The sequence below is a fragment of the Streptomyces sp. NPDC085596 genome (genome assembly GCF_044541565.1).
Classification (GTDB): domain Bacteria; phylum Actinomycetota; class Actinomycetes; order Streptomycetales; family Streptomycetaceae; genus Streptomyces.
In genome coordinates, this window is sequence record NZ_JBITTC010000003.1 from 636770 (window position 1) to 660114 (window position 23345).

Sequence of the window (23345 nt, forward strand, 5' to 3'; positions counted from 1 at the left end):
CGGTAACCCCCAGGGTTTCGGCGGCAGTTCCCTTCATGGTCACCCAGAAGCGGCGCGCGGGGAAGAGCCCGGCGGGCGGCTGAAGCAGCAGTCCCCGCAGACGCCTCCGCCGGGGACCCGGTAGTACAGGCAGCAGCTGCGGCGGCGGAACGCGGTGCCCTCGCGGACTCCGGCGTCGCGCAACAGGGGGTTCGCGAAGAGGGCGTTGGTGAGAGTCGCGGCCTTCTCGGCCACATCGACACGGGAGTTGGCGCGGGCCCAGTGGTCCAGTTGCCGAGCGGCTCCGGCGAGCGCGGAGGCGGCGTTGCCCCACAACAGGCCGGGCGCGACCCCGTACCGGCGGGTCAGGGCTTCCCCTAGGGGCTGGAGGTGGGCGCCCAGCACGGTGTCCGCGAGGGTGTCCGCGTCGCCGGGCAACGGGCGGACCTCGGTCAGCCACAGGTCGTCGGGGGCGGTGGCGGCGACGTCCCAGCGCAGCAGGCGCGGGTCGAGGTCGGGCAGCTGCCCGTACAGCGCGGCGCAGGCGAGCGCGGCCGACCAGAGCCGGGCGGCGAGCCCTTGCTGGGCCAGGGAGGCGCAGACGCGGGGCTCACGGACGCGCAGCCGGTCCGCGACGACGCCGATCCTCTCCGCGAGGGCGTCGGCCTGAACGCCCGTCAGGTGTCCCGCGTATGTCTGGTCGAGAGGAGGTGCGCTCAGGTCTGCGGGGCCGCCGGTGCGCAGGACGAAGAAGCCGCCGAGCGGGCGCAACGCGGTGAGGCCGGGATCGAGTTCCACGGTCAGCACTTGTACCAGTCCCCAGGTGTGCGGGAGTCCAGTCACCCGCCTTGGGGATGACCGGGGCGCCGTCGTACTCCATCGGCAGTAGGACTCATCGCGTGCTCAGGGACGACGACCGAACGGGCGCGAGCGGGCAGAGTGTCCGGCATGGAAGCCGACCGTGCCCTGAGCCGGGCCCGCCTGCTGCTGGGACACGACCCGGGGGGCCGCAGATGAGCGCCCTCGCGTTGTCCGTGCTGCTGTCCTTCGTGTCCGCCGTCGCGTACGCGGGCGGTGCCGTCGTGCAGGAGCGCGTCGCGGTGTCCTGTTCCGGTGAGCGGTTCGCGCCGCTGCGCAGGCCGGGGTGGTGGGCGGCGCTGGGGCTGAACGGCCTCGGCGGGGTGCTGCATGTCGTGGCGCTTGCCTTTGGTCCGCTGAGCCTGGTCCAGCCGCTGGGCGCGCTGACGATCGTGTTCGCGCTGCCCATGGCGGCGCTGTTCGTCGGCCGCGGCGCGGGGGCGACCGCCTGGCGGGGTGCCGTGATGGCCACGGCCGGTCTCGCGGGCCTGCTCTCGCTGGTCGGCTCGTCCGGCGCGGGCTCCCTGGGCCCGGCGCAGCGCACGGGGCTGGCGCTGGTGACGGGCGGGGCGATCGTCGCGCTGATGGTGGCGGCGCGGGCCGCGCACCGGCATCCGGCGGTCCGCAGTGTGCTGCTGGCGACCGGCGCCGGTACGGCCTTCGGCATGTCGTCGGTGTTCACCAAGACGGTCGCCGTCGACTGGAGCGCGGGCGTCGCCCTCACCGCGCTGCCCTCCCTCGGGGTGATCGCCGTCCTCTCGGCCGCCGGGGTGTTCCTGTCCCAGTCGGCCTACCGGGACGGCGGGCTCGCCGCGCCGCTGGCCACGCTGACCGTGGTCAACCCGGTGCTGGCCGCGGCCGTCGGCATCGCCATGTTCGGCGAGACCTTCCGCCACGGCACCACGGGCACGGTACTGGCGCTGGGCTGCGCGGTGGTGACGGGTGGCGGGCTGATCCTGCTGACGACGGAGCGGCTGGGCGGCTCGGCGAAGTCGGAGGTGGAGGCGACGGATGCCCCGGTGGGCGACGTACGCGGCCCGGTGCCCGCCGTCCACGCCTGCGCGGACGCCGCGCGCGGGCCGGCCGCCCCGGCCGGGAGGCGGGAGCCGAAGTGGCCGCCGGACCCGGACGCGCCCGTGGTCGCGGTCCTCACTCCGGTGGACGACGGGGACGCCGGGCCGGGGCCGGGTGACGATGACGGGGACACCCCCGCCACCGCTCACCCCCTGCCCCGGCCCGACGTCCCCTTGTGCGCCTGACGGTCAGAGCTGGGCGCCGTGTGCCCGGAGGTAGGCGACCGGGTCGAGGTCGCTGCCGAAGCCGGGGCCGGTGCGCACCTCGAAGTGCAGGTGGGGACCGGTGACGTTGCCGGTCGAGCCGGAGCGGCCGATGCGCTGCCCGGCGCCCACGCTCTGCCCGGACCGCACGGAGATCGCGGAGAGGTGGGCGTACTGCGAGTAGCGGCCGTCATGGTGCCGGACGACGACCTGGTACCCGTAGGAACCGCCCCAGCCCGCCGAGACCACGACGCCGCCGGCGACGGAGTGGACCGAGGTGCCGGTGGGCACCAGGAAGTCCACGCCGGTGTGGTAACCCTTCGACCAGTGCGACCCGGCCGTGCGGTAGCCGGTGCCGATGGAGGCGTGCACGGGGGCCACGACGGTGTTACCGGAGTGGCTCGAAGGGGTCTTGTGCTCGGTGGCGGTCTTGCGCTGCGGCTTCGGAGCGGCCTTCTTCTCGGTCGTCCGAGGGTGCGTCCGGTGCTTCGGGGCGGCCGTGGTGGGCGCCTTGGCGGCGCCGTGCAGGCTGAGCCGCTGGCCGGGGACGATCAGGTCGGGGTCGGCGCCGATGACCGTGCGGTTGTCCTCGTAGAGGCCGCGCCAGCCCTCCCGTACCCGGTGTTCACCGGCGATGCCGGAGAGCGTGTCGCCGCGCACCACGGTGTACATCTCGGCGCGGCCGGCGCGGGACTGCGGGGTGGTCTGCGGCCGTACGTCCTGGGCGGCGGCGGGTCTCGCCTGGCTCTTGGCCGTCCTGGCCGGTTGGCTCGGCGCGCTCTCGGTGTGGGGCGTGTTCCCGCCCCGGGCGAGTCCGGCGCGCGGTCCGCAGGCGGGCCAGGCGCCGGGGCCCTGGCCGTCGAGGACCTTCTCGGCGACGACGATCTGCTGCTGCCGCGTGGCCTGGTCGGCGCGGGGCGCGTACCGGGTGCCGCCGTACGCCTCCCAGGTGGAGCGGGTGAACTGGAGGCCGCCGAAGTAGCCGTTGCCGGTGTTGATGCTCCAGTTGCCGCTGGACTCGCAGGCCGCGACCTTGTTCCAGGTGGAGGCGTCCGCCGCGTCCGCGGTGCCCGCCGCGACCAGCGGCATGGCGAGTCCGGCGCCGCCGGCGGTGACGGTGAGTGAGGCGCGGTTGATCCTGCTCGGCTGGTACCGGCGATGCCGGCCGCGTACGGCCATGGTCCGAAATCCCCTCGACATGCGTCAGGAGGGGCAAAAGTAAGCGCCGGGAACAGGCCAGGACAAGAGCGGAATCCGGCCTGTCATCGGTTCAAGTGGCCAGGAACCGGCTTTGGTTGAGGTCGGAGGTTTTCGGGGCCCGGTGAACTGAGCCGGGAGCGGTCCCGCGTCCGTACTGATGCCTGGCGAGCCGGATGTGCGCTCGCCGGAGCGGCGCGACAGGATGGCCGCAGGTTCCGGCTCCGACGGAGCCGCAGCAACGACGCAGCTAGGGAGCAGGCGGTATGAGCACACACGCGCAGATCGGCGTCACGGGCCTGGCGGTCATGGGCCGCAATCTCGCCCGGAACTTCGCGCGCAACGGCTATACGGTCGCCGTCCACAACCGCACGGCGTCGAAGACGCGCGAGCTGGTCGAGGAGTTCGGCGGCGAGGGCGAGTTCGTCCCGGCCGAGACCGCCAAGGAGTTCGTGGAAGCGCTGGAGCGGCCGCGCCGACTGGTGATCATGGTGAAGGCCGGGGAGCCGACGGACGCGGTGATCGAGGAGTTCGCGCCGCTGCTGGAGCCCGGCGACATGATCATCGACGGGGGCAACGCGCACTTCGCGGACACCCGGCGCCGGGAGCGTGAGCTGCGCGAGCAGGGCATCCACTTCGTCGGCACCGGGATCTCGGGCGGCGAGGAGGGCGCGCTGCACGGGCCGAGCATCATGCCGGGCGGCTCGGTGGAGTCGTACGACTCGCTGGGCCCGATGCTGGAGAAGATCTCCGCGAAGGCGGACGACGGCGCCCCCTGTGTGACGCACGTGGGTCCCGACGGCGCCGGTCACTTCGTGAAGATGGTGCACAACGGCATCGAGTACGCCGACATGCAACTCATCGGTGAGGCTTACCAGTTGCTGCGCGATGTCGCCGGGTACTCGCCCGCCGAGATCGCGGACATCTTCCGTACCTGGAACCGGGGGCGGCTGGACTCCTACCTGATCGAGATCACCGCCGAGGTGCTGTCCCACGTGGACGCGGAGACCGGCGAGCCGTTCGTGGACGTGGTGGTCGACCAGGCCGAGCAGAAGGGCACCGGGCGCTGGACGGTGCAGATCGCGCTCGACCTCGGTGTGCCGGTCTCCGCCATCGCCGAGGCCGTCTTCGCCCGCTCCGTCTCCGGTCACGCGGGGCTGCGCGAGGCATCCCGGCACCTCGCCGGCCCCTCCCCGCGCACCCTCGGCAAGGAGGAGGCGGCGGCTTTCGCGGACAAGGTGGAGCAGGCGCTGTACGCCTCGAAGATCGTCTCCTACACCCAGGGCTTCCACCAGATCGCCGCGGGCAGCGAGGAGTACGACTGGAACATCGACCTCGGCAAGGTCGCCGCGATCTGGCGCGGCGGCTGCATCATCCGCGCCGCCTTCCTCGACCGCATCACCCAGGCCTACGAGGCCCAGCCCGGCCTCCCCAGCCTCCTGGCCGACGAGGGCTTCGCCGACGAGATCGCCGCCGCCCAGGACGACTGGCGCGACGTCATCGCCACCGCCGTCACCCAGGGCGTCCCCACCCCCGCCTTCGCCGCCACCCTCGCCTACTACGACTCCCTGCGCGCCCCCCGCCTCCCCGCCGCCCTCACCCAGGGCCAGCGCGACTACTTCGGCGCCCACACCTACCACCGCACCGACCGCGACGGCACCTTCCACACCCTCTGGGGCGGCGACCGCACCGAAATCAGCGCCTGACAGCTACGAGACCACCCCGAAGCGGCCCCTCACGGGGACACTCGCCGAACAACACGAAGGCTCGGGACAGACGGCTCCGTCCCGAGCCTTCTTAGGACCGGCCGCGTAGCTGGATGCCGGAAAGCCGCGCACGGCTGGGCACCATCGGGCAGCGAACACGAGGTGCGCTGCCCAGATGCTGACGGGCTGGGACCATCCCCGCGCGAGCGGGGGTGATCCGAAGCGCGACGGGCACCTGAACGTCGGGAAGAATGGCCCGACGTCGGCTGAGCATGACGGTGTGGCCCCACCTTCCGGATGACCGTGAAGGGTGGGGACAGCGCCATGACTGCTACCGCTTGTTCTCGCCCGTGTTGGACGGGGATCCTCGGAGCTTCCACGTGGATGACCGCCGCGCACGGAACGTCTCACCCGACTCGATGAGGGCCTTGCCACCCTCGAAGCTGTGCCCCGTGACGCACCGGTAATGGCCCGAGCCTCCTTCCTCGATGGGTGCCACGGGATCGCGGGGCCCGATCGGCTTCTCGCACCGGGGGCACGTCTGCAAGCTGGCCGGCCGGCCCTGGAACGGCGAAACGGTGACCTGTTTCGACCGGGGCGGTGGAACCGCCGCCGGGGCGACACGGAAGACCTCGACGGGACTAGACCCACGCTGTGAACGACGAGCGTTTCTCTGCGCCTGTGCCCTGCTCTTCAGCTGGCCCGCAACCGCGCGGTACGCCTCGACACGGGCCTGGTGGCCGCTGCGGAGAGTGCACGCCGCGCCGGGTGAAGCCTGGCAGGCGGGGCACGACACCCGCAGGATCTGCGCAAGAGTGGGCATCGGCAACTTCGGCCGCGACGGCTCCTTGGACGACTTGTCCGGGCGGTCACGCCGAGACACGATCGGGGGGTGCGGCGCGGGCGGCTGATTGCTCGCGCCACCCGCGCCCGCAGCCTTCGCCTGCTTCAAGCATGTCTCGTGGCAGACCTTCCCGGACCGGGCCTTCATCCGCGCGGCTGTACCGAGTGGCTTCTTGCAGATGGCACAGCGGGACACGGAGCCCGCAGGCTGGGAAGACTGTCGCCTTGTCACGGTCGGCAGCCTAGCGCCGCCTCACGACCCGATCACGTACAGCGCCCGGCTATCCCCAACAGATCGACCCGGACTGGTTGGTGGACTGGCAGCGCACCTACGTCGCCGTGGCGCAGATGCTCGCGCTGTAGACCGTCCTAGACGACATCGTGCCGGGCGTGACCGCCTCCGGCGCGGACGGGGGCGGTGGCTTCAGCGGCGGCAGGACCACGTCGTGCGGGAGCAGTTCGCGGCCGGGCAGCGGGAATGCCTCACAGCCTCGGGGTCACTCCCGCCCTCGGCGACCGTGGGACCGGAGATGGCCGCCGTCGCGGGGTCGAGACGGGCGGGAAGACGGCCGAAAGGGGCCCCAAGGGTATGTCCGCCGCGTTCCTGTGGGGGTGCAAGGGCTGGAGCAGTACCGGGCGCGCGGGCACGGTGGAGGCCGTCAGCCCTACCCACACCGAGGTACTGGAAGACGGGACGGAGGTCCGGCTCGGGGTATGGCTCTCCCACACCAAGCAGCGGCGCGCCCCGCTCGGGCGGAACGACTCGAGAAGCTCGCCGGACTCGGACTCATATGGGCAAAAATCCCAGGCCTAGGAGGGTGCGGCATAACCGTACAGGAGACGGTGCGGCGCCATCAGGGCGACGCGGCTGCCGGAAACCCTGTGCTGCTTCGGGCGGGCGACCAGCATCACGGACCCTAACGCCCTCGGTGGTCAGTCACCACCGGCATGATTCCCCCACAACGGAGGCACCCACGGGCATCGGCAACCACCGTGCCCAATGGCGCGTACGCACTAGCTTGAAGGTTGGCTTTGCAGGCAATGGCCCGTACAAACATCTCCCGTCCTGGGCTTGCCTCGGGATAAGTTGACGAGGCGTTTGTAGGCAGGTAGTAGGCGAGGATGCAAGATGGCTGTTGAGCTCACTCCTGAGAGGGTCCGTCTGGGCACTCTTGTCAGTCGACGCAATGAGACCGCCCTCACGCCGCCGCTATCTGCCCCCGACGTGTTGCCCTTCGGGCAGCTCGCACCGCCCGTATTTGAGCGTGTAGTCGGCGAAGTCATGTGGCTCGTCGACGGAATGAATGACATCCGCGGTTACGGTCGCTCTGGTCAGGACCAAGGCGGACTGGACCTCATCGGCAGAAGGATGGGGAAGACACACGTCTACCAGGTGCGCAGGATCGGTTCCCTCTCCGCGCCTGCCCTCCGTAAGGCTGTCACCGACTTCACCGGCCCGCCCCGCACGGCCACCCCCAAAGAGGATTGGTCTGAGCGGCGGTTCGAGTCAGTCCGCTTCGTCCTGGCTGCAGGGTGTGTCGTCGACGACACAAAGGTAGAGCAAGAACTTGTCGCCCTGCAGGAGGAGTACAAGGGCGACATAGAAATCGATCTGTACGACGCTGGCGCCCTGTCTCGGTTCCTACATGAGCGTCCGCATCTTGTCGCGGGCGTGTTCGGTCCGGAGTGGGCCAAGGCATTCTGTGGGGTGGAGCCCCCTCCCGTTCCGTCGCTCCCGCACGGGTATGCGCTTCTCAACGATCCCCTTGAGCACATGGGGCTGTCCGACGCTCTGCAGCGCGCTGAGCAACTTGCGGAAACGCATCCCGGGCCGGCTGCCGAGCTGTTTGGAGAGTTGGCGCAGGAGCTGGAACGAGTGTCGTTTGCGGGGCATGCCGGTCAGTTGCGCGTGCGGCAGCGCGACCTGCTGGTGGCGGATGGCCAGAATGGTGCGGCATTCGCGGTCGCGGCGGAGTTGCTACTGGACCAGTTTGAGGCGGGGGATCGCGTGTTCCCGGGGGACCACCTGGAGCGGCTCGCTTCTGACTCTGGTGGCGCCGCACCCAGCATCTATGTGGTGTTGAAGGCGCTGGCGGACTGGTTCGAACACGGCTATGACCTCGCGCCGGTGACCGCTGCACTTGAGGCTGTGGTCCAGACAGGTGAGTTCTTGGCGCCCCGCTTGGTGCTGGCGGTCATCGAGCAGATCGTTGTCGATGAAGATCCTGGCGATGATCCGGCGGGGCTGTGCGGTCTGGCTGCCGGACTGGTCGCTTCCCAGTCAGGTCTTCTACGTGTTCGGCTTGAGTGCTGTCTGGCGGATCTGGCCGTCCGCTCCGGGCAGAGTCCGGAAGAGGCCTACGCCGACCTCGACCGGCGTGCGTTGGGCGGCCGCATTCCGGAACGGGTCGCGGTCCTGGTGCACATGCGCCGTGGTCGCGCCTTGGCCCTGGGGGACCTGGGGGACGAGGCCATTGAGGCCTACAGGCGTGCCGTACTGGCTGCTACGCGCGAAGGCCTTGGAGGCGATGCCCGGCACGCCCTGCGGGCCATTTCCTACCTGTCCGACCAGTATGGTCTCGGTTTCGGGGAGTCGTCGCGGGCCATGCAGTCGGCTCGCACAGTCGGCGCCAAGGGCGCACGACTCATCGATCTCTCCTTCGACCCGGCCGTCAGCGCCCTGGAGGCATTGACCGACGGCAAGCTGCCGGACGCGTCACGAGCCTCGCACCAGTGGCTGTGGCAAGACCGGATTTCCGGTGCCCTGATTGATGAACTCCTCGCCCATCAGCGCTACGGCGAGGTCTTCAACCGTGCCGGGGAAGTGAAAGCTGCCGTGCGTCACCTGGTCCTTGCCGGCCGCAGGAAGGACGCACGAAGCGCCACTCGATCCGCACGCGAATACCTCGATGTGTGCGGCTTGCTCCAGGTTCGGGCGCGATGGGTGTGCGGCGCAGCCGCAGCGGTGACCGGCGAGCAGGCGGACTTGATCCCGGACGACGCGGTGCCGGGTATCGCCGCACACCTGGCAGACATGGTCACTACGGGTCCGCAGCCAGGACTGACGGGAAGCGATCCCGTCAAGGAAGCACTTGGAGCGCTCGGAGCACTCGACGGGAGGCTGCCAGCGGAGGCAGCGCAACGGGTCCTGCCCTTGGTGGTCGAATGGGTTCCCAGGGAGCCGAACACTTACCGGTTCACCGACGAGCAGATACTGTCCTTTCTCGGTGCCTGCATCAGGGCCGAGCTGCCAGTGGCAGATCAAGCCGGCCAAGCTCTGCTGCAAGCGTGGAAGCTCGACATAAACGGTGCCGAAGACCTCCTTGCCGGCGTCGGCGCGCGCCTTTCGGCTGCCGTGCCGTTGGTACGTGAAAGGGCGCATGCAGGGCACCGCGGCGCTGCAGCTCTCCTGGCCAGTTGGCAGGTCGACGACCCGTCTGTCGCCGACACCGCGCGGGAATTGGCTGGCACTGTTTTGGCCGAACCGGTGGGCACCGTGCGTTCCTACTTCTCCGTGGACGGCACCGCGCACCGGTGCGCAGCCTTCCTCGCAGCCTGCGCAAATGAACAGACCCCGCCGGGAGCGGACGAGCCGATCAGCAGTCTGCGTGAACGTGTCGCAGCACACCTGCTGCAGTGGGCCGAAGACCGCAACGATATGGCCGAGCGGCGCGCGTCTGCGGCGCGCGCCCTCGCTGTCCTCGCTGGAATCCTGCCGATTCCCGTGCGGACGGACATGTTCGCACGTCTCATGGACCTGCACCCCGGTCCCGGAGAGCACCCGGCAGACGCTTTCGAGCGGCGCAGCCAGCATCCTCTGAGCCGCTTCAAGGTCAACACGGGAGGAGACGGGCGCCTGCCCGCAGAGATCCTGCATGCAGCCGCCGTCCTCGCCGTCACCATCGAGCAAGCCGCCCTCGTGGGACAACGCCTGCTCCCCCAGCTGACGCGTTCCAAGCAGGAGCGAGGGCCGCAGTGGCTGCAGGCACGAACGGTCCTTGCCCTCGACCACCTGGTCCCCGCACCGATCTCCCTCATAGCCGACCACCCCTCACGTTTCCTGCGACAGATCGCCGTGGTCTGCTGGGGGCGCGCCCCGCACCGGGACCCGGACCTGGCACGCCTCTTCGTCAAGGACTCCAACACGGGCGTCCGCTACAACCTGGCCCAGGTCCTCACAGAACTCCCCTCAGACGAGGGCTCCGGCTACCAGGAAATCACCGAACGCCTCCGCACCGACAACAGCGCACGCGTCCGCCAAGCCGCCACCCAGATCCCCTGACAGCGCAGCAGTGATACCGCAACATTCCGGATGCAATGACCTGCGGCGATGCGACGCGGTGAGGCGGTGAGGCGACATGGTCGGCCGCGCAGCGAGAAGGTGCGATGCGCGAGCCGAGGGGTTAAGGCTGGGTGCGGCTCTTGCCCGGGGGGTGGCACACGGGACAGCGTTTGCCGGTGGCCCCGCGGCGGGAGCGCTGATCAGGCGTGGCATCCCACCGTCCCGGACAGCCGGGCTTCGAACACGCCCACAGGCACAGTTTGGCGGAGCTGGGCCTCAGGTCCTTCGCAGTAAGGTGCGGTTCGTCGACCACTTCGACAAGCTCGCCAGCGAGGGCAGGGTGCACCTCCTGGAGGGATTTGCCGGGCTTGGGGCGCACTCTGCCGGCAATGGTGCGTCGGCGAGCGCATCGGGGGCATCCGCTCAACTGGCTTGTGCGGCGGCTTGGAGGGGCGGGGCACTCGAAGCGGCAGTGTGATTCGGGGCACCGCCACTGGCAGGTCTTGTTCGACGTGGGGAGCAAGTTGAACGCGGTCCAGCCGGGGTGGCCGACGACCTCGACGAGTTCTTCGGCCATCGTCGGATTCACTTCGGCGAGTGATTCACCCGGGCCGGGCCTGCTGTTTGCCGCACCCACCCGTGCGTGACCGCACTGGCGGCAGCCGTGTCCGGCAAGTGCCCGACTGTTCACTTTAACCTTCCATTCGTAGCCGCAGTCCGGCTTCTGGCACCGCCACAGACACACGTCGTTGCAGCCAGGCGGCATCCGCTCAGGTGTCTTGCCCGGGTTGGTGAGGTTCGCGACGAACTCCTCCTCCAGGTGCGGCGCTACGTCCACGGCTGACACCTCGGGGCCCATTACGACTCTCTGCCACAGTTGCGCACCCTTCGTGAGTGCCGCAGTGGTCTCCACTGGTGTGAGCTGTCGCCAGGCCAGGCCGCGGCGTCGCAGTACGACACCCACTGCCTCTGCCCAGTCTTCGGGATTCACCCCCGGCCCTGCCTCATGGTGGAGGAGGCCGTGTACCGAGACGGGCGGCAGCCCGCGGCCTCGGATGCGTTCCACATCGAGTCCAGCGGCGAGTGCTGCCGCAGTCTTCGCGGTGTCACGCGCCAGGCTTCCTGGCCGCCCGTGGGTCCATAGCGGGTCCAGGTCGATGAGCAGGCCAGGGGCCGGCTCGGGCAGGTGCAGGTCGAAGCGGTCTTGACGGCGCCCGGGCAGGCGGAGGCGGTGGTCCAGTTCCACGCTGAGCCCGGATGCGGCCTCGACCAGCATGGCGACGTTGCACTCGAACGGGGAGCGGCCGTGGCCGGTACAGGCCGAGCAGCCGCGTCCATTGGTACGGTTGGCGAGCTTCGCCGACCAGACATGCCCTTGAGCGCACTCCCACTCGCACAGGTCAGAGGACTGCGGGCGCAGGGTGCCTGGGCCACGGTCGGGACGACTGAGGTTGCGGCGAAATTGCCGTGCCAGCACAGGATTCAGCTCAGCGAGCGATTCTCCCGGCCCTGGGGCCCGATTGCGGCGTTGCCAGCACTCAGGGCACCCTGAGGGCTTGACTGTACGGGTGCGAAACTGTAACCGGGCAGGCCACTGGTGACCACATCCTTCCGTCGAGCAGCGCCACCGGCACTGGTCCGTGGAGGACAGCGGCATAGCGTCCAGCGCCATACCCGGACTGGACAAGTTGGACACGAACTCGACCTTCAGCCGAGCACGAACTGCAGCCACCTCGGTAGCACTTCGCCGTTTACTCATAACGGCGGATCCTGACAGCCGCCACTGACAAGGGCCTCCCACTGGCCACGCTTGTGCCGCCGGTGTGACTGAGCGAGGTGGATGTCGCGGTGAGTGCTTCTTTCCTCTTTCGAACCACCCTGTGGTCATTCTGGGCTGCGGTCTTACCCGGATGGCAGGCCCGGAAGCACCGTCCCGGTGTAGGCGGCGAGCACGCTTCCCAGGGCTCCACTGACCACGGGAGAGTTGAGGATGCCGACGATGGATCCGCCCCAGCGCTGGAGCCTGCTGGGGTCGGGCGAGCCGTTTTCGGCCTCATTTTCGAGACGCGTGGCGAGCTGGATGAACTCGAGGCCGTCTTCCTCCGGCAGCTCCAAAGCAGGCGCAGCCTGACGCAGTGCGCGGGCGAGCATGACGACTGCCGCAGGGTCAATCCCGTCCTTGTGGGTTGTGGCATTCATGGTGAAGTCACGGCTGTTCGCGGCGATGTTGCCCGTGTTCTCCCCGATGTTGAATGTCGTGTTGCCAGCACTGTTTCGACGCTCATACGCGCTCACGTCGCCGTCGAAGTGCTCCACGCAGTCCTGCCCTTCTGCCGTGATCTCAGCCCGTACGGGCCCCTCGGTCTGCCCCGTCTTTTTTCCTGTGATCAATGCCTTGGCGAGGAGATAGGCACCGGCACGGTCGATCTCCTCTGGCGTGAGTCGACCTCCCTCGTGAAGCGAGTGCGGGGTCTGAAGGACGCCCTTCACGATGGGATAACCCACGCCCCCGTTCTTCTGCTCCCACAACCAGGTCAGCAGGCCCTTACGTGCAGTGGCAGTTCGCTCTCGGGGGTCAGCGCGCCGACATTGGCGTTCCTGTACCCATTGCAGTCCCTTTGGTGTCAGATTGGCTGTTGGCTCAGCCAACCCGGCCCAAAGATCGGTCAGCAGGCCCCACTCCTTGCATGTCTGCAGGAGCCGGAAGCACTGTTGTTCGTCGAGACCATACTGTTCGCCGAAGGCGGTGATCGTCACGTACTCCGCCGAGGCTGCGACTGTCTGTTCGTGCACCCACTCCACAAGCGGCTCATGTAGGGCAACAAAGTCGACGGCCATGGGACCCGCTCCTTGCTCGGCGCTGCAGAGCTTATTAGCGTAGAACCCACCTCTGACACGACGGGGCCTAGGACGGGCCCTGCTCCCCGCCGGCCGACGGGAGGGCACACTCATCGCGGGCAGTCAGCACGGGCTCAGGTAGAGGTGGCCGAGACGGAAGTTCGGTGGGGAGCTGTGTGCACATCTTCAGCCATTCCAGGACCCGTATACCAGACCCGTGCGCGGGGTGACGTGGCCCGGCTCACCGAGGTCTGCGCGGGCAAGCACGGCCGATGAGGCCGGATCTGCGTCGCACCCGACGAACTCGACTCGGACCGGGACGCCGCCGCCCATCTCGGCTTCGGCCACGGCATCCACCGCTGCGTCGGCGCGCCCCTGGCCAAGGCGGAGGCCGAGATCGCCCTGCGGGAGGTACTCCGGCGCTTCCCCCGGCTTCGACTGGCTGTGCCTGCGGCCCAGTCGACGCCATCTTCCAGCTCGACGGCGGTCTCGCGTACGCGCGGGAGGACACACCGGAGCCCCTCAAGGACGCTTTCGCCGCTCTGCTGGAAAGCCTAGGCGAGGTCGCCGGGGACGGCGTCCACCCGGGGTTGTTCACCGAGACGTTCTGGGCGGCCCTGCACGGGCTGGCCACCCTGACCCGGGCGGGACGGCTGCCGCCGGAGGACACCAAGCCGAGGGTGGACCTGCTGGTGGACAGGCTCGCCGACATCTGACGCACCTTCCCGGTGGGCACGCAGCCGGGGCCCGGGACCCTGCCCGCCTCCGCAGGGCCATGTCCGTCGGCGTCGACCAGATCGCCGAAGTCGTAGCCAAGTTGGAGGAGCCGTCCAGGAACCAGATCACGGTGGTGCGTGACGGGAGCCTCGTCGGGCTACTCGGCGATCCGGTGGCGGCGGGAGCGTGACAGCACGTGGCTGTACCTGCCTCGCCGGGATTTGACGATGCCTCGGCCAGCCGGTCGGCAGCACGCTTTTCCGGCTCCGGACGGCCTCGCGGGCAGCCCGTCGCGAGCGGTACAGGGGCCTGCGGCGGCGCGGTCCGGGGTGCGCCCGGTCTGTCCCGGTGATGCAATGGACGCAGCGGTGCGAGACCCGTGGTGCGGCTGGGCGCTCCTTCGGGCCTCCTTCTCCCGGCCCCCCGGAGAAGCCCGCCCGAGGCACCCGACGCACGTACGGGAGTCACCATGGACCGCTATCCGCCCATCGCCGAACACGGTCTGATCGGTGACTTGCAGACCGCTGCGCTGGTCTCCTCCCGCGGTGTGATCGACTGGTTCGCCGCTCCCCGGTTCGACTCCCCGAGTGTCTTCGCCGCCTTGCTCGACCACGACCGAGGCGGGTATCTCCTGTTCGCCCCGCCGGATCGTGACGCTGTCTGCAAACAGCTCTACTATCCGGACACGGCCGTGCTGGTGACGCGGTTCATGTCGCCGGCGGGTGTCGGTGAGGTCATCGACTGCATGCCGCCGGACACGGCTCTGACACCGACGGACCGGCACACTGTGATGCGTCTCGTACGCGCCGTGCGCGGCACCGTGCGCTTCGCTCTGGAATGCCGACCCCGCTTCGACTACGGCCGCGCCCTCCATGACCTCGATATGACGCCTGCGGCAGCCGTGTTCCGGGCACCGGCGCAGACCGGATACCTCCAGGCCACGTCCCTCTGCGGCGCGACGAGCGAGACGTCCGAGGTGAGATCACACTCGAGGCCGGACAGACCGCCGTCGCCGTCTTCACCGTCTGCGACGCCGGAGGGGAGCCGCCCGCCCCCGTCGTACTGGAGGAGTTGGCCGAGCGGTTCTTCGTCGTGGGTGAGTTCTGGCAGAACTGGCTGCGGACCTCCCGCTACCGGGGCCGGTGGCCGGCCATGGTGAACCGCTCGGCCATCACCCTCAAGCTCCTCACCTACGCTCCCACGGGCGCACCGGTCGCCGCGGCCACCATGGGGCTGCCCGAGCAGGTCGGCGGCGAACGCAACTGGGACTACCGGTGCACCTGGGTCCGCGACGGCTCCCTCTCCGTGCGGGCGCTGTTGGACCTGGGGTTCGTCGACGAGGCGGCCCGGTTCACGCAGTGGCTCGGCGACCGGATGCGCGACCGCGCCGACGCGCCGGGCGAACGTCTCCAGGTCATGTACCGCGCCGACGGGGACCCTGACATCCCCGAGGAGATCCTCGGCCACTTCGAGGGGTACCGCGGTTCCGCGCCGGTACGGGCAGGGAACGCGGCGATGGACCAACTGCAGCTCGACATCTACGGCGAGGCGCTCTACGCCCTCGCCGAGGGCAGGGATGTGGGAGACCGGACCGGGTACCACGGCTGGAAGGGGCTCGCCTCGACCCTGGACTGGCTCGCGACCGTCTGGGACCGGCCGGACGAGGGCAACTGGGAGACCCGCGGTGGTCGCAACGACTTCACCTACAGCCGGGTGATGTGCTGGGTCGCCTTCGACCGCGGACTGCGCCTGGCGAGGGAGTTCAGCCGCCCCGCCGACACGGTGGCCTGGACGGCCGCCCGCGACGCCATCCTGGAACAGGTGATGGAACGGGGGTGGAGCGACAAGGAGCAGGCCCTGGTCCAGCATTACGACGGCCACGTCCTCGACGCCTCGCTGCTGCTCATCCCGCGCGTCGGATTTCTCGCGCCCCGGAGCCCCGGCTGGCTGTCGACGCTCGACGCGATGGACCGCACCCTCGTCTCGGACAGCCTGGTCTACCGCTACGACCCGACGGCGTCTCCCGACGGACTGCAAGGCTCCGAGGGCACGTTCAGCCTCTGCACCTTCCTCTACATCGACGCGCTCGCCCTGGCCGGCCGTGTACGGCAGGCGCGTTACGCGTTCGAGATGATGCAGACGTACGCCAACCATGTGGGCCTGTTCGCCGAGGAGATAGGCCCGAGCGGCGAACAACTCGGCAATTTCCCCCAGGCTTTCACCCACCTCTCCCTCATCATGGCCGCCACCACCCTGGACGAGGCCCTCGACCGCGTGCAGACGTGACACCCCATGCGTCAGGCACGGTCGGGCGGCAGTGCGCCGAGGACGGCGGCGAGGCCGTGCGGATCGCGGCGGGCGATGTTGTGGCCGACGGGAATCTCGTGGAACCGCCGGCCCGGGTCGTCACGCAGCCGTTCGGTCAGGGTCCCGAACGGGCTCCCCTCCCACGCGCCACCGCTGATGAACGTCCGGCCGAGCGCCGGGCCGGGGTTGCCAGCCAGCCACCACGCGCGCGGGTCGAGCCCCCTCGGGAACTGCGACCCATCGGCGGGGCCCGTCCGCCTCCAGCCCCGACAGCTTCACCGCTTCGACCTGGTGCCCGTCTCGGCGCAGCTCGTCAGCCACCGGGTCGAAGGCCCATCCGCCTTGCCAGCCACCCGGCACCATCACGAATCTCACCGCGTCGTCGTAGGTCCAGCAGGACGCCTCCCGAGACGCCGCTGGCCGCTCGCGGATTGCGAGGAGACCCACTGGAACAGCCGCCCGGCGAGATCGGCGCCGGTGATGACACCGCCCTCGTCGCGCGTGAAGAAGCCGCGCTGCCCCTTCAGGCCACCGCCCGTGACGATGTACGCGTCCGCGTCGCCGGGCAGCAGGCCGAGACCGGCCGGCGGGAGATCCGGGGGCAGTTCGGTGTCCGCCTCCGCGCGGATCTCCGGTTTGATCGCGCAGGCGATCGTCAGCCCGGCCCCTTCGACGGCGATCGTGAGCGTCATCATGTCGTTCGCGTAGGTCCCGGCCACCTCGTCGGCCCGCTCCTCGTCGTGAGGAAGCGGCTCCGGGTCCCGGTCGACGACTCCGAGGTAATGCTCGAGCGCCCATCGGACGGCGGTCTGGTTGAAGGCGAGGCCGCCGTCCGGGCCGGCGTTGGACATCGCGACGACCGCGAAGTCACGTTCGGGCACGATCAGCAGCTCGGTGAACTGGCCGTTGGCGGAGCCGCCGTGACCGACGGTGCGAACGCCGTCCACGTCACGCAGGAACCAGCAGATGCCGAAGGCGTCACCGAGCGTGCTGCCCCGCAGCTCGACCGTCCGCTCCCGCATCCGCCGCAGGGCCTCGGCCGACATCACCCGGGTGCCGTCCTGTGCGTGGCCGTCACCCAGGTGGAAGCGGGCCCAGCGAAGCAGGTCCGCCACCGAGGAGGCGCCGCCCCCGCCGGGGTTGTTGCCGCGGCTGTCCTTCCACTGCCGCGCGACGGCCGGTGCTCCGTCCTCGCCGACGTTGTGCCCCACCGAGAAGCGGCGTGTCATCACGTCACCGGTGGCGAAGAAGGTGTTCGAGAGACCCAGCGGCTCGAACAGCAGCGAGGCTACGGCCTGTTCGTAGGTCCGGCCCGTGACTCTCTCCATGATCCGCCCGGCCAGGTTGTACCCCACCTGGCTGTAGGAGGCGCGGGCACCGGGTGGTGCGATCAGCTCCACCTCGGACATCTTCGCCACGTACGCGCCCAGGGCGTCGTCCCCCTCCCCGGTGTCGGCGCTCATCCGCCAGTCGAGGCCCGCCGTGTGGTTGAGCAACTGCAGCACGGTGATCTCGGCCGCGGCCCGTTCGTCCGGGAGGGCGAGTTCGGGAACGTACCGCCGCACCGGCGCGTCCAGTTCGATCCGCCCCTCCGCGACCAGCCGCATCAGTGCCGTCGCCGTGAAGGGCTTCGTGACCGAGCCCAGGACGAACAGCGTGTCCTCGTCGACGGGCAGCGGGTTCTCGACGCTCGTCACGCCGTGGCACCCGTATATCGCCCGGCCGTCCACCCACACCCCGACGGCGACACCCGGCACCCCGTACTTCGTGGCCGTGGCCTCGACGAACTCCGACAGCGCGTCCTGCTCATCAGTCATGGCAACTCCCGCGTCGAGGAAGGGGGGAGACTCCCCCGTTCTCCAGCGTTGATCCTCGCCCGTCCCCCGCTTCGACGCCAAGGCCCCTGCCTCGATCAGCCTCGGCGGCCTCGGCGGCGAGAGCCGGGCCGCCGGAGGCGAGGGGGCGTTGCCCGACCACCACGGGACTCGTCACATCTCGCGGGGAATCCGCTCGCGTCTCCCGGTCAGCGGGAGTGGCGGCGGACTGCGTCGAGGAGTTGGTCGATGTCGTCGGCGGTGTGGGAGAAGGCGGTGACGAACCGGACGATGCCCGGCTCCCAGCGGTCGTGGTAGAAGGCGTAGCCCTCGGCGAGGAGTCCTTCGGTGACGTGCCGGGGCAGGCGGCAGAAGAGAATGTTGGCCTGGGGCACGGCGAGGAGGCCGGTGCCGGGGATGGCCTTGAGGCCATCCCCGAGACGGGCGGCCATCGCGTTGGCCTGGCGGGCGTTGTGCAGCCACAGACCGTCGGTGAGGTACGCGTCGATCTGGGCCGTGTGAAAGCGCATCTTGGAGGCGAGCTGGCCGGCACGCTTGACGCGGAAGGCGAGCTCGGCGGCGAGTGCGGGGTCGAAGGAGACGATGACATCGGCGGTCATCGCGCCGTTCTTGGTGGCGCCGAAGGACAGGACGTCGACGCCGGCCTTCCAGGTCATCTCGGCCGGGCTGGTACCGAGGTGGTCCAGGGCATTGGCGAAGCGCGCGCCGTCCATTGGGCGGGGCTGCCTCTCGTACTTGGCCGGGGTTGCCTCTTGCCTCACGAGCGTCGCGGAGCCCCGTGATCGGGTGGGATCGGAGCCCGCCTCGTACCCCTCAGCGGGTCAACGGGGGACCCGGCTCCGTGGGGCAGCCCCCCGGGGGGGACCCGGCTCAGTGGGTCAGCGGGGGACCCGGCTCCGGACTGGGGGCGGGTTCCGGGCCCGGCGGGATGGGCGACGGGGCGGGGCCCGGAGGTACTGGCCCCGGTGCGGGCGGTCCGGGGGCCGGTGGTGTCGGCTCGGGTCCGGGCTGGGGCAGCGGTACCGGCGTCGGGTACGGGTCCGGCGGAGTGGGCCCGGGGCCAGGGCCGGGTACCGGGGGGACGGGGTCGGGGTTCGGCTGGGTCATGACTGCCTCCGTGCGGTCGCCGGACTTCGTGGTGACCACCTCCCGACTACCCGCCGCGCCCCGCCCCACTCCCCCGCGATCAGCGACCGGCGCGCAGCCACTCCTTCGCGGCGGCGACCAGCGCGGGATCGGCGGCGGGCGCCTCGTCCGGATGCCGCTCGGCCCAGGCGACGACGTACGGACACAGCGGAGCGACGGGCACACCGTCCCGCCCCGCGAGCGCGTAAAGCTCGCGGGCGAGTGAACCCGCGATGCCCTTGCCCTCGTGGGCGGGCTCCACGATCGTGTGGACGGGGACCAGGGCGCGCGCGGGCGAGTCCAGCACGAAGTACTCGATGTGCCCGACGACTTCGCCTCCGGCGACGGCCTCCAGCCGGCCCCCCGCCCGGTCGTCACGGATCTCGACACCACTCATGGGCACGCACGCTCCTGGTCGTCGTCCAAGGTCAGACCGATATGGCCTGCGGGCTGCGCTGCTGGTCCGTCCCGGGCACCGGCTCGGACGGGTCGGCGCCGAGGGACACGATCCGGTTGTCCCCGTCGACATGCACGACCCTGGGCTTCAGCTCCCGCGCCTCGGCGTCGGAGACCTGGGCGTAGCTGATGATGATCACCAGGTCGCCGGGGTGCACGAGGTGCGCCGCGGCCCCGTTGATCCCGATCACCCCGGACCCACGCTCCCCCTCGATCACGTACGTCTCCAGCCGGGCCCCGTTGGTGACGTCCACGATGTGCACAAGCTCACCGGGCAGCAGATCCGCCGCGTCCAGCAGCTCGGCGTCGATGGTCACCGATCCCACGTAGTGCAGGTCGGCCTGGGTGACGGTGGCTCGGTGGATCTTGGATTTGAACATGGTGCGCAGCATCGAAATACTCCGAAATGTAGGCTCCCTGCCTGCGTTTTTGCAGGTCAAGTGCTATTTCCACACTTTACAACGAGTCGCATTCAAGGGCGGCAGCCGTCCCCAGGTTTTTCCGGACTCGTGCTGACCGATTACCGACTCCGAGGGCGACCCGGCCCAGCCGGTGCGCGGATGAACACCGGCGTGCCCGCCGCCCAGTTGCCTCGTTACCGAATGCGGACATACCCGGGTGAACGACGCCCGCCCCGGCGTCATCTCACGGGGTGCAGCGAAACAGCCGATGCGGCCGACCCTCTTGCGGGAGCAGGAGGAGGTGACGCGTGCCGACAGACCATGGGGGAGCTTTCATCATGACCACGCAGCGTGCCCGCCGTACCACCCGTTCCGCCGCCCTGGCCGCCGTTACCGCCGCGCTGGCGCTGGGCCTGACCGCCTGCGGCGGCGCCGATGAGGGCTCGGAGGCGGCAGGCGGCGATCACACCACTGGTACTTCGCTGAGCCGGTCCGCGTCTGACGGGGACGGCAGCGGTGGCGCCCCTAAGGATGGGGCTCGCTCGGCGACCGTCTCGAGCGGGACGCGCGAGGTCGCGAGCAAGGGCACAACGGCCGGCGCTCAGCAGTGCCGCGGAGACGAGATGCTGGTCACCGCGGTGCACCGGTTCGCCGGTCAGCAGGGTGACCACCTGCTGGTCACCGCGTCGAACGAGGGCACCAAGCCCTGCTGGGTCACCTCGTACCCGGCCGTGAAGCTCGGCGGGAACGTCGACGGGGCCACACTGCCGCACTCGAAGAAGGACAACCCGGGCGGCGACACGCACATCACGCTCCCGCCCGGAGGCAAGGCATACAGCGCGGTGGACCTCTTCGGCTACGGCTCGAAGAACCACACGGCGCAGTCGTTCGCCATCGCGCTGCGCGGCGCGAACGGCCACACCGGCCCCTTCTACTCCGTCGACACCAAGGGCCAGTTCATCTGGAACGAGGCCGACGTCCTGAACTGGAACACCAAGAAGCCTTACGACTTCTGACGCACCGTCACCCCAGGACACTTCGCCGCGCTGGGCTCAATGCCAAGCGCCGCAGACGTGGCCGTCGTCGGTGATGTTCTTCTTGCAGGCCCGGTACGCGTGGCTGGTGCCGACCATCAGGGAGTACGCCGGCCGAGAGGGCGACGCGTGGACGGGGTACGAACCCCCTTGCGGATCTGAATCCATCCCTCCCACACATCGTCCCCCTTGTCGGAGAGGACCCAGGCGGCACTGCACCGGGAGGAAACCCGCAGGTGAAGCCCAGGTCCTCCCTTAGTGCTGTGACCGCGAAGGCTCACCGGGTCCGGGCGGTCAGGGTGAGCACCGAGTTGGGATGGCCTGGTGGGTGGTGTAGCAGACTGTCGTGCCCCGGCACTGCGACGATTGCTGAGTGAGCAAGCAAGAGTGGGACACATTGACCAAGTCTGAAGAAGCCTTCATGGTCAATTCTTATGAGATCGACATCCTGGCTGGTGTCTGGGGCGATCTCGACGAAGCCGACCAGTCCCGACCGGCCAAAGAGCTGGCGGGAATCTTGCTCGCTCTCATCGATCGTGGGTGGATCGAGGTCCGCCGACTCGCGCCGTGGACCTCCCCCTCCGGGGAGAACGGCTTCCAGTCCGGCGAGCTGGTGCCTCGTGATCAGCTTCCGGCGATTCTCGAAGACGCGGCCAACTGGGAGTATCCCGAAGACGGGAACTGGATTGGCGCGTTGACCCTGGTCGAGACCGAAGCGGGAAAGAAGATCACTCGTCTTTCTCCCGAGGAGATGGCCGAGTAGGCCGTCATGACGGGAAGCCTCAAGCCGCCGCCGACGGTCGGCCGCCACCAGCTGGGCGATAACCGGCACGCGGTTCCCGCCGGCCGAGGTCAACAGCATCATCGCGCGCCGGTAGCGCACCGAGCTGGTGCTGCCCCGCCGCACGATCTGCTGCAGCCGCTGCCCCTCCTGGTCGGTCAGTCTGCGCACACGGACAGGCTCGGCCACCGCGCCTCCAGCAGCCGAATCGGACATCACCGCCCATCCAACCGCCGCGACCGCCAACCGGCGAACCTATGCGGTCAGAGCACTAGCAGCGGTGACGGCTTCCGACGAAACGGTCCCACTGCCGAGAAGGCTCAGCACAGCTACAGCGGCCACGGTCCAGGTCCGGATGGACTGCATGGAGACCTCATTTCACATGGATGGTCTGCGAGATTCCTCAGGTGGCGATTGATGGATGGATCGCCACAGAAGGTCGACTGACATAGTGGGGGTGGCGTCCTCACATACCCGATGACCGCCGCACGGCGGCCAACTTCGGTGCCGCCGTCCCTAATGCACGCAGGTCGCTGGACGCCCTGCATCTCCGAGCGCCGCATTTGACTAAAGAGTCTTTAGAAACCGATGCCGTTTCAAAGAGTTGCGCGGCTTTGTCACTCGACCAGCGGGAGCTCCTCTCGCGAAGCACCGTCGAAGACTCGCACGCGCCCCCCTCACTCCCCCAGGCCGAACAGCGTGCGCTCCCACTCGCGTTCCTCGGCTGTGCGAAGGATCACCACGTGTGACCGCTGGGTCTGGCGTGCTCCGGGGACCGGCAATCCGGGAAGGAGTTCGACGCCTCCTGGGACCGGGGCGAGTCGTTCAAGTTCGCCCTGGGCGGCGGCAAGGTCATCAAGGGCTGGGACCCGGGGGGGGAGGGGGATGAAGGTCGGCGGTCGGCGCGAGATCATCGTTCCCCCACGTCTCGGCTACGGCAATCAGCCGCCCCTGCTGGACGCCCCTCGAATTAGGCGGCCTGACACGCTTCCGATCTTCCTATCGGCTTTATCCACCCAAGGGAGCGAAACAACGGAAGATCCATTTCGCTGACGAAACCCTATGGGCACTCTTGTCGCGGGCGCCTTCACATGGTGTCCGCTGCTCCCGGAACGTTCCGGTGAATGCAGCCTGCCAGCAGGGAGAGATCATGTCGGCTCGATCGGCGATCCGCCGCACGGCGCGTTGTCTGTGCGCGGTCACATTGGGAGCTGCGGCGACGCTGGCCGCGGCCCCGCAGGCATCTGCGGCATCGGACGCGGTGCCTCCAGGCCGGTACCGCATCGTCACGTACTCGGACCTGTGCTGGGACGCAGGCGGCGCGCAACTCACGCAGGAGACCTGCGAGGAGGCGAACGCGGACCAGGTCTTCGAGCTCATGCCGTCCTACGACCGCGTCGAGCAGAGGGTCCGGACCTCTAAGGGCGAGTGCCTGGAAGCGGACGGGTTCTACGTGCACGATGCCATCCGCGGGCAGAGGTGCGACTGGGACTCCTACGACCAGTTGTTCAGGTTCGTGTCGTTGGGCAACGGCAAGTACCAGATCAAGCCCGATGCGCACGCGGGCAAGTGCGCGGACGTGGAATACCCCACCGCGCAGACCGACGTCATGTCGTCTCCCTGCCGGAACTCCGATCTCGCGGAGAACCAGCAGTTCAAGCTCGTGCAGATGAACTGAGGTCGCCGACACGTCCCGGCTGCCCACCCCC

At 69.3% G+C, this 23345-nt stretch carries 14 protein-coding genes and 5 pseudogenes; 10 read left to right on the forward strand and 9 right to left on the reverse strand.

Going from position 1 to position 23345, the window contains the following annotated elements; all coding sequences use genetic code 11:
- Positions 1–39: 39 nt before the first annotated feature.
- A complete protein-coding gene (locus tag ACIGA3_RS12890; RefSeq protein WP_399713891.1) occupies positions 40–777 on the reverse strand; it encodes a (2Fe-2S)-binding protein in 738 nt (245 codons plus the stop codon).
- Positions 778–992: 215 nt separating this feature from the next.
- On the opposite strand from ACIGA3_RS12890, the gene ACIGA3_RS12895 reads away from it, so the two are divergent.
- A complete protein-coding gene (locus ACIGA3_RS12895) occupies positions 993–2096 on the forward strand; it encodes a DMT family transporter (protein ID WP_399713894.1) in 1104 nt (367 codons plus the stop codon).
- Between the two features lie 3 nt (positions 2097–2099).
- On the opposite strand, the gene ACIGA3_RS12900 is transcribed toward ACIGA3_RS12895, so the two are convergent.
- Positions 2100–3293: a transglycosylase family protein gene (locus tag ACIGA3_RS12900; protein WP_399713897.1), complete on the reverse strand. Its 1194-nt coding sequence runs from the start codon at positions 3291–3293 to the stop codon at positions 2100–2102.
- 284 nt (positions 3294–3577) lie between these two features.
- Here ACIGA3_RS12900 and gndA point away from each other — a divergent pair, with 284 nt between their 5' ends.
- Positions 3578–5017 carry an NADP-dependent phosphogluconate dehydrogenase gene (gene gndA, locus ACIGA3_RS12905; protein WP_399713900.1) on the forward strand — a complete coding sequence of 480 codons (1440 nt, stop codon included), beginning with the start codon at positions 3578–3580 and terminating at the stop codon, positions 5015–5017.
- Positions 5018–6989: 1972 nt separating this feature from the next.
- Positions 6990–10142, forward strand: coding sequence for a hypothetical protein (locus ACIGA3_RS12910; protein ID WP_399713903.1), 3153 nt, complete (start codon positions 6990–6992; stop codon positions 10140–10142).
- Positions 10143–10263: 121 nt separating this feature from the next.
- Here ACIGA3_RS12910 and ACIGA3_RS12915 read toward each other — a convergent pair whose 3' ends face one another.
- Together ACIGA3_RS12915 and ACIGA3_RS12920 are read right to left on the reverse strand one after the other, a co-directional pair.
- Positions 10264–12030, reverse strand: coding sequence for a zinc-ribbon domain-containing protein (locus ACIGA3_RS12915; RefSeq protein ID WP_399713906.1), 1767 nt, complete (start codon positions 12028–12030; stop codon positions 10264–10266).
- Between the two features lie 14 nt (positions 12031–12044).
- On the reverse strand, positions 12045–12980 hold the full coding sequence (locus tag ACIGA3_RS12920; protein WP_399713909.1) for a hypothetical protein: 936 nt from the start codon (positions 12978–12980) through the stop codon (positions 12045–12047).
- 291 nt (positions 12981–13271) lie between these two features.
- Here ACIGA3_RS12920 and ACIGA3_RS12925 point away from each other — a divergent pair.
- From ACIGA3_RS12925 to ACIGA3_RS12935, 3 pseudogenes are all read left to right on the forward strand, one after another.
- Positions 13272–13538, forward strand: a pseudogene (locus ACIGA3_RS12925) (cytochrome P450); the annotation flags it as partial.
- Positions 13442–13696 (forward strand): annotated as a pseudogene (locus ACIGA3_RS12930) (TetR-like C-terminal domain-containing protein); the annotation flags it as partial. The pseudogenes ACIGA3_RS12925 and ACIGA3_RS12930, both read left to right, overlap by 97 nt.
- A gap of 470 nt (positions 13697–14166) precedes the next feature.
- Positions 14167–15983 (forward strand): annotated as a pseudogene (locus ACIGA3_RS12935) (glycoside hydrolase family 15 protein).
- 392 nt (positions 15984–16375) lie between these two features.
- Here ACIGA3_RS12935 and ACIGA3_RS12940 read toward each other — a convergent pair.
- From ACIGA3_RS12940 to panD, 4 genes are all read right to left on the reverse strand, one after another.
- Positions 16376–17821: a serine hydrolase domain-containing protein gene (locus ACIGA3_RS12940; RefSeq protein WP_399713912.1), complete on the reverse strand. Its 1446-nt coding sequence runs from the start codon at positions 17819–17821 to the stop codon at positions 16376–16378.
- A gap of 206 nt (positions 17822–18027) precedes the next feature.
- The gene (locus tag ACIGA3_RS12945; protein WP_399713914.1) at positions 18028–18552 is read right to left on the reverse strand and encodes a threonine aldolase family protein; all 525 of its coding nucleotides are present in this window, start codon (positions 18550–18552) and stop codon (positions 18028–18030) included.
- Between the two features lie 473 nt (positions 18553–19025).
- Positions 19026–19361: a GNAT family N-acetyltransferase gene (locus ACIGA3_RS12950; RefSeq protein ID WP_399713917.1), complete on the reverse strand. Its 336-nt coding sequence runs from the start codon at positions 19359–19361 to the stop codon at positions 19026–19028.
- A gap of 31 nt (positions 19362–19392) precedes the next feature.
- A complete protein-coding gene (gene panD, locus ACIGA3_RS12955; RefSeq protein ID WP_399713919.1) occupies positions 19393–19812 on the reverse strand; it encodes an aspartate 1-decarboxylase in 420 nt (139 codons plus the stop codon).
- A gap of 347 nt (positions 19813–20159) precedes the next feature.
- Between panD and ACIGA3_RS12960 the strand changes: the two genes are divergently transcribed.
- Positions 20160–20837: a DUF4232 domain-containing protein gene (locus ACIGA3_RS12960; RefSeq protein WP_399713922.1), complete on the forward strand. Its 678-nt coding sequence runs from the start codon at positions 20160–20162 to the stop codon at positions 20835–20837.
- 391 nt (positions 20838–21228) lie between these two features.
- On the forward strand, positions 21229–21618 hold the full coding sequence (locus tag ACIGA3_RS12965) for a hypothetical protein (protein ID WP_399714035.1): 390 nt from the start codon (positions 21229–21231) through the stop codon (positions 21616–21618).
- Positions 21619–21654: 36 nt separating this feature from the next.
- Here the strand turns inward: ACIGA3_RS12965 and ACIGA3_RS12970 are convergent.
- A pseudogene (locus ACIGA3_RS12970) lies at positions 21655–21825 on the reverse strand (IS630 family transposase); the annotation flags it as partial.
- Between the two features lie 593 nt (positions 21826–22418).
- On the opposite strand from ACIGA3_RS12970, the pseudogene ACIGA3_RS12975 reads away from it, so the two are divergent.
- Together ACIGA3_RS12975 and ACIGA3_RS12980 are read left to right on the forward strand one after the other, a co-directional pair.
- Positions 22419–22689, forward strand: a pseudogene (locus ACIGA3_RS12975) (FKBP-type peptidyl-prolyl cis-trans isomerase); the annotation flags it as partial.
- 97 nt (positions 22690–22786) lie between these two features.
- On the forward strand, positions 22787–23314 hold the full coding sequence (locus tag ACIGA3_RS12980; protein ID WP_399713924.1) for an RICIN domain-containing protein: 528 nt from the start codon (positions 22787–22789) through the stop codon (positions 23312–23314).
- Positions 23315–23345 lie beyond the last annotated feature (31 nt).